Source organism: Microbulbifer sp. 2205BS26-8, assembly GCF_030731025.1.
Taxonomy (GTDB): domain Bacteria; phylum Pseudomonadota; class Gammaproteobacteria; order Pseudomonadales; family Cellvibrionaceae; genus Microbulbifer; species Microbulbifer spongiae.
In genome coordinates this window covers 1-15,014 of record NZ_JAVAMR010000032.1, presented here as the reverse complement: position 1 = coordinate 15,014, position 15,014 = coordinate 1, and the positions used below count along the sequence as shown (strand labels likewise).

The 15,014-nt window shown below is 55.9% G+C and carries 9 protein-coding genes; 6 read left to right on the top strand and 3 right to left on the bottom strand.

Annotation, left to right across the window (positions count from 1 at the left end; all coding sequences use genetic code 11):
• Positions 1 to 323: 323 nt before the first annotated feature.
• Positions 324 to 2,663 (bottom strand): Tex family protein, encoded by a 2,340-nt coding sequence (locus Q5Y71_RS11530; protein ID WP_306042297.1) that lies wholly within the window; start codon positions 2,661 to 2,663, stop codon positions 324 to 326.
• Between the two features lie 293 nt (positions 2,664 to 2,956).
• On the opposite strand from Q5Y71_RS11530, the gene Q5Y71_RS11525 reads away from it, so the two are divergent.
• Together Q5Y71_RS11525 and Q5Y71_RS11520 are read left to right on the top strand one after the other, a co-directional pair.
• A complete protein-coding gene (locus tag Q5Y71_RS11525) occupies positions 2,957 to 4,174 on the top strand; it encodes an efflux RND transporter periplasmic adaptor subunit (RefSeq protein WP_306042296.1) in 1,218 nt (405 codons plus the stop codon).
• Positions 4,174 to 7,305, top strand: coding sequence for an efflux RND transporter permease subunit (locus Q5Y71_RS11520; protein WP_306042295.1), 3,132 nt, complete (start codon positions 4,174 to 4,176; stop codon positions 7,303 to 7,305). Before Q5Y71_RS11525 ends, Q5Y71_RS11520 begins: the two co-directional genes overlap by 1 nt.
• 472 nt (positions 7,306 to 7,777) lie before the next feature.
• Here Q5Y71_RS11520 and Q5Y71_RS11515 read toward each other — a convergent pair whose 3' ends face one another.
• The gene (locus tag Q5Y71_RS11515; RefSeq protein WP_306042294.1) at positions 7,778 to 9,037 is read right to left on the bottom strand and encodes a M12 family metallo-peptidase; all 1,260 of its coding nucleotides are present in this window, start codon (positions 9,035 to 9,037) and stop codon (positions 7,778 to 7,780) included.
• Positions 9,038 to 10,385: 1,348 nt separating this feature from the next.
• On the opposite strand from Q5Y71_RS11515, the gene Q5Y71_RS11510 reads away from it, so the two are divergent.
• The 4 genes from Q5Y71_RS11510 (at position 10,386) to Q5Y71_RS11495 (ending at position 13,056) form a co-directional block, all read left to right on the top strand.
• A complete protein-coding gene (locus Q5Y71_RS11510) occupies positions 10,386 to 11,132 on the top strand; it encodes a 16S rRNA (uracil(1498)-N(3))-methyltransferase (RefSeq protein ID WP_306042293.1) in 747 nt (248 codons plus the stop codon).
• Positions 11,133 to 11,315: 183 nt separating this feature from the next.
• Positions 11,316 to 11,681 (top strand): hypothetical protein, encoded by a 366-nt coding sequence (locus tag Q5Y71_RS11505; RefSeq protein WP_301416112.1) that lies wholly within the window; start codon positions 11,316 to 11,318, stop codon positions 11,679 to 11,681.
• Between the two features lie 15 nt (positions 11,682 to 11,696).
• Entirely contained in the window at positions 11,697 to 12,341 is a 645-nt protein-coding gene (locus tag Q5Y71_RS11500) for an HAD family phosphatase (protein ID WP_306042292.1), read from the top strand.
• 145 nt (positions 12,342 to 12,486) lie between these two features.
• On the top strand, positions 12,487 to 13,056 hold the full coding sequence (locus Q5Y71_RS11495; protein ID WP_306042291.1) for an OmpA family protein: 570 nt from the start codon (positions 12,487 to 12,489) through the stop codon (positions 13,054 to 13,056).
• A 91-nt stretch (positions 13,057 to 13,147) separates the two neighbouring features.
• Here Q5Y71_RS11495 and Q5Y71_RS11490 read toward each other — a convergent pair whose 3' ends face one another.
• Positions 13,148 to 14,851, bottom strand: coding sequence for an NAD(P)/FAD-dependent oxidoreductase (locus Q5Y71_RS11490; protein WP_306042290.1), 1,704 nt, complete (start codon positions 14,849 to 14,851; stop codon positions 13,148 to 13,150).
• Positions 14,852 to 15,014 lie beyond the last annotated feature (163 nt).

Genomic DNA, 15,014 nt, shown 5'->3' with positions numbered 1-15,014 from the left:
CAAACCCAAGAGCGCCTGGGCCAACTTTTAGTGGGCTTAAATGGGGCCATTATTATTCGCAGTAGCCCCAGCAATAGAGGAATTTCATAGTCACAAGACGGCTGATAAGCGGCCCGGGGCACTCACTTTCCCGGTGCACAAGACCGCTTTTTGGTGCTTGAAAAAATTCGGTAATGGGGTACAAAAGCCTGCTGCCCTCCACCTTAATAGAAAATAGGCCCATCAAATTGGCAAACCACAGTCTAGTGCGTCAATATCCAAGAAAATAAAAAGATCCAGGGAAAGAGCACTTGGCAGATCGCCCTGTACAAGGCCTGTGGGGCCTATTTCCTGTTTTTCATCGCTGCCTTCAACAGGTCGCCCATACTACCCTGGCTACCCGGTTGCTGTCGGTGGCCCCGCTGCCTGTTATAGCGCTGGGCCTGGCGGTTCTCACGCTGGTCGCCCCGTTGGATAGCACCGCTCTGCTCCCCCGGCTCATCCGACAGGCGCATGGAGAGGCCGATGCGTTTGCGCGCCACGTCCACTTCCATCACTTTCACTTTGACGATATCACCGGCTTTGACCACTTCGCGGGGATCCTTCACAAACTTGTCCGACAGTGCAGAGATATGCGCGAGGCCATCCTGGTGTACCCCGATATCCACAAAAGCACCAAAATTGGTGACATTGGTAACAGTGCCCTCAAGTACCATGCCAATGCGCAGGTCCCCGATACCCTCTACCCCCTCTTCTAAGCGTGCGGTGCGAAACTCCGGGCGCGGGTCGCGACCGGGTTTTTCCAGTTCGGCAATGATATCGGTCACCGTGGGAACACCGAACTTCTCATCGGTGTAGTCGGCGGGGTTGAGCCGGCGCAGGAAGGCAGCGTCACCGATCAGGGCATTGATCTCGCGATTGTTCCGCTCGGCGATACGCTTCACTACCTGGTAGGCTTCCGGGTGTACCCCCGACCTGTCCAGCGGGTTCTCACCAGTGCCGATGCGCAGAAAGCCCGCGGCCTGCTCGAACGCCTTGGGCCCAAGGCGCGACACGTTCAGCAGCTGCTGCCGATTTGTAAAGGCGCCGTGCTGGTCGCGATAGCTGACAATATTGCCGGCGATGGTGGCGGTGAGTCCGGAAACCCTGGCCAAGAGCGGGGCAGAGGCAGAGTTCAGCTCGGCACCGACCCCATTGACACAATCTTCCACCACCGCATCCAAGGAGCGCGCCAGTTGCATCTGGGAAACGTCGTGCTGGTATTGGCCGACGCCGATGGATTTGGGTTCAATTTTCACCAGCTCGGCCAGTGGGTCCTGCAGGCGGCGGGCAATAGAAATGGCACCGCGGATGGTGACATCCAAATCTGGGAATTCCCGTGCGGCAAATGCCGAAGCCGAGTACACGGAGGCGCCCGCCTCGTTCACCAGCACTTTCTGGGCGCTAAGCTTGTATTGTTTGATGGTCTCGCCAACAAACTTGTCAGTCTCACGGCTGGCGGTGCCGTTGCCGATGGCAATCAGGCCCACCCGGTACTTGCTGCACAGGGCGGCAAGTACCGCAGCGGATTCCTGCAGGCGGTTCTGGGGCGGGTTCGGGAATATGGCGGTGTGATCCAGCAGTTTACCGGTGGCATCCACTACAGCGACCTTGACGCCGGTGCGCAGGCCCGGGTCCAGGCCGATGGTGGCTTTCTGCCCCGCGGGCGCGGCCAGCAGCAGGTCCTGGAGGTTGCGGGAGAAGACCCGGATGGCCTCTTCCTCGGCCTTTTCGCGCAGGGCCCCGAGCAGGTCTGTTTCCAGCGCTGTACTCAGCTTGATACGCCAGGTCCAGCGCACCACCTCGCCGAGCCAGCTGTCCGCTGGGCGGCCCTGATCGCGGATATCGAAATGTTTGGCCACCATTACCTCACAGGGGTGGCCGGTAGTGGCAGGTACGCCCGATTCCTCCGGCAGGCCGATACTGACCGCCAGAATACCCGCATTGCGACCGCGGAAAATGGCCAGGGCGCGGTGGGATGGCACTTGGGACCAGTCCTCGGCGTAGTTGAAATAGTCGCGGAATTTAGCGCCCTCTTCCTCTTTGCCATCCAGCAGCTTGGATCTGACCTGGCCATCACGTTTGAGGAAATCCCGCAGTCGCCCGAGGATTTCCGCGTCCTCGGCAAAGCGCTCCATCAGGATAAACTTGGCCCCGTCGAGGGCCGCCTTGCTGTCTTTTACCTGCAGAGAGGCATCTTTGTGCTCGGGGGTGAGGTACTGCAGCGCTTCGGCGGCGGGGTCGAGCCCGGGATCGTTGATCAGGGCATCGGCCAGGGGCTCAAGGCCCGCCTCAATGGCGATTTGCCCTTTGCTGCGCCGCTTGGGTTTAAAAGGGAGATAGAGGTCTTCGAGGCGGTTCTTGGTCTCAGCGTCGTTGATCTGCCGGGTCAGTTCCGGTGTGAGTTTGCCCTGCTCATCAATACTTTTCAGGATGCTCCCGCGGCGCTCTTCCAGTTCCCTCAGGTAACGCAGGCGCTCTTCCAGGGTGCGCAACTGGGTGTCATCCAGGGCACCCGTAACCTCCTTCCGGTAGCGGGCAATAAATGGCACCGTAGCCCCCTCATCCAGCAGGGAGACTGCAGAGGCTACCTGTTGCGGGCGCACATTGAGTTCTTCGGCGATGCGAACGTTGATATCCAGCATGTAATGTTTACATCCATTTTGCGAGAGGGCTCGTACCCCTGGGAGCGGCATTCAACCGGATCACAGCCCATCGGTTTTGATGGCAGTGAGCGGACCCGCTGCCCCTCCGGTATCAGGGTAAATCGGGCCGGCATTATGCGCCACAGGAGCGCGGTGAGAAAGGTTTGCGACAGGGCGCTAGCTTGTGCGGCGACCTGCAGAGAAATCCACTCGTATCTGCATCAAACTCCAGTAAAATGCTCGCTAGTCAAAATTTAACCAACTTCCATGATGAAGCGGAGTAGAGGGCGCCGGTGAAAGTATCCAAGAAGAACAAGCTGTTAATGATTGTTGTAGCCGTTGGGGCGATTGCCATCACTGCAACGGTACTCCTCAAGCCAAAACCTCAGGAAAAGCCAGCAGAGACGGTGATCCCGCCCGTGGCGGATATCCTCTATATAGCGCCCGGGCCCCAGACCCTGTTGGTGCCCAGCCAGGGTACAGTTAATGCCCGCCATGAGATTGAGTTAGTAGCCCGTGTCGGCGGTGTGATTGAAAGTGTCAATGCAGCGTTCGTGCCCGGCGGCTTTTTCTCGGCAGGGGAGGCCCTGCTGCAGCTTGAGCAGGCGGACTATGTGCACAATGTCACCCGCGCCGAATCCCAACTGGCCAACGCCGACTCCACATTTGCCCAGGAGCAGGGCCGTGCAAAGCAGGCCAAGCGGGAGTGGCGTGACCTGGGCAGTGAGGCCGCCAACGCCCTGTTCCTGCGCAAACCCCAACTGGCCGCGGCGGAAGCCGCAGTGGCGGCCGCACGGGCGGATCGCGATCAGGCCGCTCTGGACCTGGAGCGCACCACCATTACAGCCCCCTTCGCCGGTCGCGTGGTAGAAACCTATGTCGACCTGGGCCAATACATCGCTCCGGGCACCAGGCTGGCAAAAATTCACAGTACCGGCATCGCCGAGGTGCGCCTGCCCCTGACCGATCAGCAGCTGGCGCTCTTGAACCTACCCCTGGGGCAATCGATCGAAAACAGCCCTGCCGTGCGCCTAAGGGCTGTCGTGGCCGGGCACGAGCGGGAATGGCGCGCGCAGCTGGTGCGCACCGAAGCCAGCATCGATCCCAACAGCCGCTTTATCTTCGCGGTGGCGCAGGTAGAAAATCCCTACCAGGGCGCGGCGCCACTGATGAACGGCTTGTTTGTGGAGGCGGATATTGCCGGCAGAACCTTCGAGGACGTCGTGATACTGCCGCGCCAGGCCCTGCATGAAGGAAACCACCTGCTGGTGTTGAATAAAGAGAATCAACTGACCTTTAAAGCGGTAGAACTGCTGCAGAGTGTCGACGACAAGGTCTGGCTGCGCGGCGATATCGCCACTGGCGATCGCGTGGTCGTCTCCAGCCTGGGTTACTCCCGCGAAGGGATGGTCCTCACGCCCAACCCGTTAAACGAAAAACCCGCACACCTGACCGACAGCGTTGATGACAAGACTGCGGCCACGGACAATACCTATCCGGGGGGTCGCTGATGAACGGCATCATTTCCTGGTTTGCGCGCAACAGCAAGGCCGCCAACCTGCTGATGATTATGATTATTATCGGCGGCATTTTCGGCATCAGCGGTATAGACCGGGAAGTGTTCCCGGCGATTCAACCAGGCATCGTTGAGGTGGACATTTCCTACCCCGGCGCCGGCCCGGCAGAAGTCGAGCAGCAGGTGACAGTGCGTGTGGAAGAGGCCATCTCCGAGGTCAAGGGGATCAAAGAGGTCAATTCTGCCTCCCGCCGCAGTCACTCCTCGGTGGACATCCAGGCAGTGGATGGCTACGACCAGTTGCGCCTGCTGAACGATATCAAGGCACAAGTAGACAGTATCAACACCTTTCCCGAGGGGATCGAGCGCCCGATTATCCACCTGCAGGAATGGGATACCCAGCTGATGATGATCGCTGTGGGCGGGCCTGTGTCAGAGCATCAGCTCAAGGAAACCGCTCTGGATCTGCGCGACAAATTGATGCTGATTCCCGGCGTGCGCCGGGTGGATGTCTGGGGCGATCGCCCGGATGAACTGTCGATCGAAGTCTCCGAACTGGATTTGCGCCGCTATAACCTGAGCTTCAGCGATGTCGCCAACGCCGTGCGACGCTCCTCCCTGGACCTGCCCGCGGGCATGGTGCGTTCGGATCGCGGGGATATCCAGGTGCAGACCCGCGGCCAGGCCTATACCGCCGAGGACTTCGAGCATATCCCGGTTGTCAGCCGCACCGATGGCTCCGTACTGCTGCTGCGCGATGTGGCCACCGTGCGCGACGGCTTCGAAGAGTACAACAACGTCATCCGCTTTAACGGCAATCCGGCCATGAACCTGCGCGTGAGCCAGGGCGAGCCCCTGGACGTGGTGGGCACCGCGGACCGTATCAAGGCATTTATGGAGGAAAACCGCGCACAGCTGCCGCAGGGCATGGAGTTCGATATCTGGTTCGACTTCTCCAAGTCTTTTGAGGGCCGTATGAACCTGCTCACCAAGAACGCGCTGAGTGGCTTCGCTCTGGTTTTCATCCTGCTGATGCTGTTCCTGCGCCCCGCGCTTGCCCTGTGGGTCACCGTGGGGATTGTGGTGGCTTTCCTCGGTGCCTTCGCACTGCTGCCGGTCACCGGTGTCAGCCTGAATATGCTCTCGCTGTTCGCTTTCCTGCTGATTCTGGGGATTGTAGTGGACGATGCGATTATTGTGGGGGAAGCGGTGCACGCCGCCCACGATCGCGGGGTTACCGGCCTGGCGGCCGCGGAGGAGGGGGTTAAACAGGTCTCTGCGCCGGTGATCTTTGCCGTGACTTCCACCATGGTGTTCTTTATCCCTATGTTGTTTCTACCCGGTTACACCGCTCAGATGATGCTGTCCCTGCCCGTGGTGGTGTTGCTGTGTCTGGCTTTCTCCCTGGTGGAATCGCTGCTGATCCTGCCGGCGCATCTGGTGGGCATGAAACCGGAAAAGCCTGCCAGGTCCACACTGGGTATCAAGCTGCAGACGATGCGCGGGCACTTTGCCGGGGCGATGAAAACCGCCGGGGACCGCTACTACCTGCCACTGCTGAAAAAGTCCCTCGGTAACAGCCGCACCACTGTTATGGGCTTCCTGCTGGCCCTGGGGCTCTCGATCACGGTATTCCTGAGTGGCTATGTGGGCTCTTCGTTCTCCCCCCAGGTACCCTCTGACCTGCTGGAGCTGCAGGCCACCATGGCCTCCGGCGAGCCCTTTCGCGAATCCGAGCGGGTGATGGAACAGATACTTGCGGCGGCGGACAAACTCGCGGTAGACGAGAGGATGCTGGCACTGAATCAGGGCCAGCCCTTTCTGGAAAATACACTGGTGTTCAATTGGCGCGGCAATATCTACGTCATACTGCAACTGGTGGATGGCGAGCTGCGCGATGTGACCTCCAAGACCCTGGCGCTGCGCTGGCGCACATTGATCGGCGAACTTCCCGCCAGTGTCGAGGACCTGAATATCGACTCCACCATCAATGACGGCAGCAATGGCTTGAGCCTGAACCTGAGCACCGCATCGGGAGATATGGATGAACTGCGCGCCACTGCAGATGCGGTGGAAGAAAAGCTGAATACCTACGCCGGCATCTACGATGTACGCGACAACCTCACCAGTGCCCGCCGCGATATCGAAATCCAGTTGAAGCCCTACGCCACCACCCTGGGGGTCAACCTCGCCGATATCGCCAGGCAGGTGCGCCAGGGTTTCTACGGTGAGGAGGTGCAACGTATTCCCAGGGGCCGCGAAGATGTGCGGGTGATGGTGCGCTACCCCCAAGACGAACGCGCCAGCGAAGAGCAGATGGATCGCATCCGCATCCGCACCACTGCGGGCGAGGTGCCCTTCTCGGCGGTGGCCGAAGCGGTCTATGTACCCGGTTATACCACTATCCGCCGCAATAATCGCGAGCGCACTGTGCGGGTCTCTGCACAAATCACGCCAAACACCACCTCTGCGCAAGAAATCCTCAAGGATATGCGCGAAAGTCTGGTGCCAAAACTGGAGCGCCGGTTCCCCGGCTTCTCCCTGAGAACCGCGGGAGAAATGCAGGAGGAGGAGGAGTTCAACGGGGCTATCCTGGCTTTCTTTGTGCTGTCCCTGTTCGCCATTTACGCACTGCTGGCGATTGCCTTCCGCTCCTATTCGCAGCCGCTGCTCATCCTCACCGCGGTACCTTTTGGCTTCTTCGGTGCGGTGGTGGGACACCTGCTGATGGGGCATGATATCAGTATTATGTCCATGCTCGGCTTTCTCGCCGCAGCGGGCGTTGTGGTGAACGATAACCTGGTATTGATGGATCGGATCAACCAGTTGCGCGCCCAGGGGTTGGCGGTGATGGAAGCGGTGATCCAATCGGGGCGCGACCGCTTCCGCCCGATTATCCTGACTTCCATTACCACTTTTATCGGGCTGGTACCGATTATGTTCGAGCGCTCCATCCAGGCACAGTTCTTGATCCCGATGGTCATCAGTCTCGCTTTTGGTGTCCTCTTCGCCACTGCGGTCACCCTGATCCTGGTGCCAAATCTATACAAAGTGATTGAAGTGATCCGACCCAAACGCAAAGGCCTGGAGGGACCCGGGGTACCGGTATCTATGGAGACGGTTTGACCCGGGAACGAATAGAACTTGACGCACAGGTGAAACCCTCACGTTCAGGGGCATGGTAGGACAGCACCTATTCCCCTGATCGTATTATTTGAGCACCCAGCGAAGAATCGAGGTGGCCTATACAACCAGCGATATTGCGTTGTTGAATAGCATTTTTCGCAAGGCCAACGCGCAGCGCGAGGTACTTTCCACTGCCGACTTCCGATGGGGGTTATGTGCCCGGCTATGCAGGCGGGCCCAAAAAAATGGGCACGCCACCGGAAACCGGCTTTGAGCCATTGCATGTACGACCCCCACCGACTCGCTGCGGGCAGGGGAAAAAGACGCAAATACCCTTTTATAGCTATTTAAGGGCCAACAGGCAGCCTGAAAACTTTCCCCGAATGGCTTTGTCTCGTCACTTTTCAGTTCCCAGTCATAGCTACCTCCCGCACCAGAGGGCAAACGTGTCTGTAGATTTGCTAGAAAAGGATTATTGTAAATCCGGTATCAGCCATGCCAGATTTGGAGTGGGAGAAACCCTGAAATTGGCAACCTCCGCAGCACGCACATTCATTACCTTGGCACAGAATTCGATATCTCTTGTTCCTGTGGCCTGTCCCTGTATAGAGATATCGGGATTAGACCAATATTGGATACGTGATCCCCCTGTTCCCTGAGGGCAATTAGGAGCCATCACGGTACGCCAGGTTCCTGGAGTGACATTACAATAGCCGTGTCCATACGGGAAGGGTGTCATGGAGGGGTCTTGCGAGATAATGTGTCTCGCACCAAATAAATGCCCAATTTCGTGACCAAATGAATAGTAACCTGTTGCACAACTCTCCCTGACTGCAGCCAGTGCGTTTTGTTCTGTAGCGCCAACGGCTCTAGATCGGCCACAGGCACTATAATTGTTGCCGGTAAGAAGCATCATAATATCGGCATTGTATTGATTTCTTAAATTATATAATTGTCGCGTGTGTGCATTGCTGGTATTTGAAAAACTGATTATGTCTGTTACAAAATCGCCGCTATCTGAATAATCAGTCTGATATGAGTGGACAATTTTTACCCTGGTTTTGACTGCGCTGTTTTCATAAGACATATTCGTTTCTAGTTCAAGCAAATCCATATACGCAGCAATATCTCCAGCACTGTTTGCAAAATTGGATGTATAGGCAACAATAACAGTAAATTCTGAATCTGAATCACTTGCCTCTGCCACACTGCCGAAGTCAATCAAGCTTTGATCAATCAAGGGAAGGTAATTGTAATTCTCTTGATAGGCTTCATCGTGATCAATCAGCTCTTCTTTTGGAACCTCTATTAACACAGTATCGCCATTCTCATCGGGCCTTATCTTAAATAATTTACCGGCATAATTCATGGATCCAACGACACGACCATTATTTTCAGAAATATGAATATTGCCCCTATCGGCACTTGATGCAGAAAAAGAGAATCTTTCAACCCCCTTTTTTACGATCCTGTCAATCTTGAACAAGATTTTTTTATCTTTCAAATCAAATGCGACTTTGGAATCATGAGTGATTTTTTTTACATTTTCATTGAACTTTCCTATATTGATAATTCCTTTTTTTTCCTGTTCAGATGCCTGGATTTCACTTTTTTCGCTAACAGCATTTCCATTGCCGGGCTTTGAAAACAAATTATACACTTCTTCAGCAATCGCATTATCTGTGAGCAGCAGCACTAACAGAAAAATTTTAAATAAAGTTATACCTCTCATGATTTTTCTCCATGGTAACTAAGTTCCAATACCAGATTTTAACCAGGTACGCGTGAGTATTGCTGGACAGTAGACGACCTTGATTTTCTTCGAAATTTTTCTAGATTACAGTTAGAAGAGCAAGAAGGCCATTTAGAAAATTGATATTCCATAAACTATACGCGAACATAGTAACAGGCGATTACAGCGACGTAAACCGTTCGAAAGGGATAGACCAAGAAATCAATCCATCTTCAAGAAATATCGATAGTTTCTATCCTAATTGTGACTGCTACTGCAATCCCATCTGGACATTTTGCCTCTCTGACAGTGCCCGATGGCGCGTCAAGTTTATGCTTTTTATCAACGCAGACCTACAGCCCTGAAACCAACACGAACAGAGAGAGTGCGTTCACTGGAAATTCTACCAAAGTCTGATGAATGACAGTCTGTCAAAACTGACACATGTGTACAATAGAAGGTTTATCGGATAGCTTTTTATTCATTACAGGTTTGCAGGGGGAGAATAACGAAAGCTCTAGAAGAATAAAATTGAATTGCAGACTGTACCGCAACCTCTGGATGATGGACGCTCAAAGGGAAACAGACAGTACTCAATAGAGCGCTAATAAAATAACACGTTATCTTTTATCGTGACACCCGGCACTGCTTTACTCGCCCTATCAATGACATCTCATTGAAATTGTGAATTACCTGGGTTCTAGTCCGCTGGCAATTCAACAGCGGATCAGTATACCTTAATTGGGTAATCCGAGAATTGTTATACAGGCCGGCATCGCAGTGGAGTCTATACATTATTCGCGATACTTACAGGACGCCATATAAAGCTGCCTACCACTACCCGGAGTTCAACTCAGCTATTTCATTTTATTCAATAAACAGCGTGCCGCAATGGAATATGCTATACTTGACCCCACTCTTGTAAGCATACTTCTGCAAAAAATTCTTCTGCGTTTTTCAAGGCATCCATGATACGCACCAATCCAGTCAGTCTTCGGTTACCACGGTGTCTTTTCCCCAGAAACGGCACGATTGATCGCAACTCTGCTCCCCACTTAAAAAACAAATTGTAATAGAACTCCCTTAAAATCCCAGGCTGACAGGCATGGTTGTGAGCGCGGTTTGCAAAGCAAACCTTTTTTGATATCCTCCCCGGCACCAAGCATTTCCAGCGATTACGTTACCCGGCAAAGAAAAACCTATTTTCATCCTGTTTTACAAGGCCTGTCCAGATGCTATTTGCAGGTGTTGGATAAGGGTTTCCAATCCTGCTGTGGGGTATCGTCATGGGGCTGCAGGAATTCCCGCCCCGAAGGCTGGAAAAGTGTCAACACAGGATTTCCCCTCTATGCGCATCCCGCGTATCTTCTCCGCGCAACCACTCTCAGGACTCCGGGACATTGAACTGGGCGAGGCGGCCTCGCGGCATCTGGTGAAAGTCCTGCGCCTGGGCACCGGTCATCCACTCACTCTGTTTGATGATCGCGGCGGCGAATACAGTGCCAGTTTGGCTACAACCGGCAAACGTGTGCGGGCGTGTATTGATACGTTTCAGGAAGGCGACCGCCAGTCCCCTCTGGAGCTGTCACTGGCCATTGGCATTTCCCGCGGGGAGCGTTTCGACTGGGTGGTACAGAAGGCGACCGAACTGGGAGCCACTGTACTCCAGCCACTGCTGACCGAACGCTGCGAGGTAAAACTCACCGGTGAGCGCCTGCAGAAAAAACGCACCCATTGGCGCCAGATTGCCATCAGCGCCTGTGAGCAGTGCGGGCGGAATTTGCTGCCGGACATTGCCGAACCGGTGAAACTGGCGCACTATCTGCAGAGCCTCGCGCAAGACACCACCCCGGCAGCCAAACTGGTGTTGCACCACCGCACCCGGCTGGACCTGCATCACTGGCAGGCTGAGCACGAAAAGCCCGATTCCGCCCTGTTGCTGGTGGGCCCCGAGGGCGGCCTGTCACAGGCGGAAATTGCCACAGCACTGGCCTGTGACTTTATCCCGCTGCGCCTTGGGCCGCGGGTTATGCGCACAGAGACAGCCCCCATTGCTGCACTCTCCATCCTGCAGTACCTGTGGGGCGATCTGTAAGCAGTGGTATTTTACCGGTGATCAGACCGCTTTCTCGCGGCGCACCGGGTCATCGCCCCGGGGATACCGCTACCCTGCGCAGAGTGCCTTGTGCTTTCACAGCCTGCGCCCCTGCAGTGGACAGCTTGGCTGTGGGGTCAATATCCGCGAAAATAAAGATCGGCACTACAGGGAAGGAAAATCATGATTAAAGCAATTGTGTGGCTTCTGGGCATCGCCATCATCACACTGTCCGTGGCGATTATTGCGCGGCCACATTTGGCGCGCAATCTCAGTGAGCGACTGAATAAAACCGGATACGCCTTTTCCGCCTGGGCCCGGATTCTGGTTGGCCTGATCCTGCTGCTTATTGCCGATACCCGACACTGGTATATTCTGTTCAATGCACTGGGCGTACTGGTACTGCTCAGTGGCGCCTATATGCTGCAGATCGGCTTCGAACGCGGCAAGGCGCTGGCGATCAAACTCTCTCGCGGCAATGAAAATTTCCTGCGCATCAGCGGTATTCTTGGCGTGGTACTGGGCCTGATGCTACTCTCAGCACGCTGATTCCCACAAACTATTATGCCCTCCACAGAATTGGTCATTTTCGATTGCGACGGTGTGCTGGTAGACAGCGAGCATATCGTCTGTCGCATACTGGCCGAAGAGATGAACAAGCTGGGTATGCCCACCAGCGCAGAAGAACTCGACGAACAGTTCAGCGGCCGCCCCGCCGAGGATTGCCTGCTGGAAATCGAAAAGCGCTACGGCGGACCCTTGCCGGACCACTATTTCGGCAATACCGAGCGGCGTATCCGCGAGGCCTTTCACGCAGAGTTACAGCCTGTGGCAGGCATAGAGGGCCTGCTTGACCAGCTTGTGCAGATGGGTTTGCCCAGCTGCGTGGCCTCCTCCGGCTCCCACCAGAAAATGCAGTTGACCCTGCGCAAGACCGGGCTCTACGAGTACTTCCAGGGCAGGATTTTCAGTGCCGAGGATGTGTCCCGCGGCAAACCCTGGCCCGAGCTGTTCCTCCACGCGGCGAACACCATGGGGATTGCGCCCGATCACTGCCTGGTGGTGGAGGACTCCATAGCCGGTGTACGGGCTGCCGCCGCGGCTGGGATGCGGGTGGTTGGCTTCGCCCAGCCGGCGCGCGCGCACCTGCTGGAACGGGCTGGCGCACAAGTGATCAACAATATGATGGCTGTGTTGGACTTTATTTAATACTCCGTCAAACCGCAGGAGATGCCCCGGCAACCGCCCTTCTCTGCCCATTCCGCTCCCCCCAAGCGGCACTCCTGCGCACGGGATAATGGCCCTAGCTGTTGTTCTACACTGGAATTGACGTCGAGAAACCGGTATTCCTGTTATGGTGGGCAAATTCCCATCCGTGTGCTATTTCGCCCTGTCGGCAGTGTTCCTCACAGGCTGCCACGACTCCGACAAACAGTATGCACTGCAACCTGTGACCGGGATACAATCGGGGGAAAGTGAACAGGCGGCACGACAGGCAGCCCCTTTTGCCGATGCACTGGTACGCTTTTTACGCGGCAATTCGCGGGAAAGGGGCGACACCTTTATTCTGCGCCTGGAATTCGAGCCCGGGGGTTTTGCCCCGCGCATGGAGACCATCGCCGATCTTGAGGCACTGCTTGTCATCATGCGCGACTTTCCCGATCTGCAAATCGCCATTGAGGGCCATACCGACAATGCCGGTGATCCGAAGAAAAACCTGAATTTGTCCCAGCGCCGCGCCGACTGGGTTCAACACTTTCTGATTGAGCGGGGCATATCCGAAGAGCGGCTGCAAGCCCAGGGCTATGGCGATACAGACCCCATCGCGGATAACAGCAGTAAATCAGGCCAGAAAGAAAACCGGCGCCTGGCGATCCGGGTATTGAATTTCGACCGGATTCCCAGTCAACTGCCGCGGCGCTGATCCGATGCAGCGGCAAATTGACAGTCGCGCGTTTGCCCAGGAAAAAGTTAACCCGGCATCGCTACCGGTGGCATCCTGGGCAAAGCCGCCCTCAAGGGGTGGCCTTGATGGAGGCTTCTAGGCGCTTGGCGCCTAGTGCACCCGAAGTCGTATCCAGTACCTGGCGCATCAGCTTTGCGCCCTGGCGCCAGCCAAGAACACTCTGCGCAGTCAGGGTTCCCGAGATCATTGCACCCGCTACGCCACAGCTCATCACATCCTGACCGGTTAAATACAGGCCCTTGAGCCGGGTCTTGGGCCTCAACCAGCGCTGCTCGAAACGGCCTGGATCGTGGTCGAGGCCGTAGATTTCCCCGCGCGGGTAAAAGCAGAAGTACTCCGAGGAAAGCGGGGTTGACAGTTCATAGTAATCAATCTGCCCCCGCAAGTGGGGAAAGTGCTCGAACAAACGTTCCAGCAGGCGCTGGCTGAATGCCTCCTTGAGCGCCTCGTACCCATCGCCCCGTTTGCCCCAGGGTTTATCGCGCCACTGGGCAAACCATTCGTAATTGGCCGGCGCCACAATTTCTATCGTGGCCCGCCCCGGATAACGCTGGGTGAACGTAGGATCTTTGGCCGACGGGAAGGAAATATAGGTCAGCGGTATTTCCCTGTTGCTGTCCTCAAGAAAATCGCCCATATCCCGTTCATAATGCTCGCTGGTGTAGAGCCAGTAGTTGGTTTTTGGCAGCTGCAACTCTTCCGCCGTTTTTTCCAGGCCTATGTACAAACAGATATGCGCCATAGAGGGCTTCACGCTGTTCAGGCGACGCAGGTATCCCAGGCGCTCGCTGGCACTCTGGGGCAGCAACCGGGTAAAGGTATTGAAAACGCCGGCACCGGAAATCACCAGCGGAGCCTCGATCTCGGTGCCATCCGCCATGCGTACACCGCGCACACGCTGACCGTCCAGGAGAATGGTTTCCACCGCGGCATAGGTGAAGACTTCACCGCCGCCGGCCTGGATTCGGGGAATAATTGTTTCCGCGATCCTGCTGGCCCCACCCACTGGGTAATAGCCGCCATACAGGTAGTGCTTGGCAATCAACGCGTGAATAATAAAACTGCTCTGGGCCGGGGGCATGCCATTGTCACCCCACTGACCGGTGAGAATTGCAATCAGCTTTTCATTTTTGGTCAGCGTATTGAACACTTCGCGGGTGGTCTTGTTCAGCCAGGCCGGATCGCGCAGCTTTCTCCACAGGCGCACAGCCGGTCCACACCAGGAAGGCAGCAGTTTTTCTATCGCCACCCGCCGCATGGACTTGGCCACCGTATTGAGATACAGCAAATACCGCTCTATCGTTTCCCGCTCATCGGGGAAGTCTTTTACCAGGGTATCCACAAAGGCCCGGCGCCCGGCACGCAAATCGCATTGCATCTTGCCAATACAGATCCGGTCATAGGTGTCGTCCATGGGCGCCCAGTGCAACTGGTGATTGGAAATAAAATCGAAAATCCTGCGGGTCATGGTGGGGTGATCGCCCACATCCCCAATATAGTGCACGCCCACATCCCATTCGTAGCCGTTGCGGTCGTAGGCGTGGGTGTACCCCCCCGCTGTATAGTGCTGTTCCAGCACCACAACCTTCTTGCCGGCGGCACTGAGCATGGCCGCAGTGGTCAGGCCGCCAATGCCTGAGCCAATCACCAGGGCATCATAGGGCCCTGCCAGGCGGCTGGCGCGGTAGCGCCGGCCAATACGCAGGCGGCTCGGCTTGGGGGCACTGCGTTTCTGATTGCCGGCGTCTGTCATGGTGGCAGCTTCACTTTTGTTGTTATCCCCTCACCATAGCGCGCCGATTGTTGCTATGCAATAAGTTGCATAAGAATAATAGACTTCAACTTGTCTTCAGGAAGTTAAACGACTCCCGGCAAAGCCGGGAGCTTATAGGGTGACGCCCTCAAAGGGCTTTATT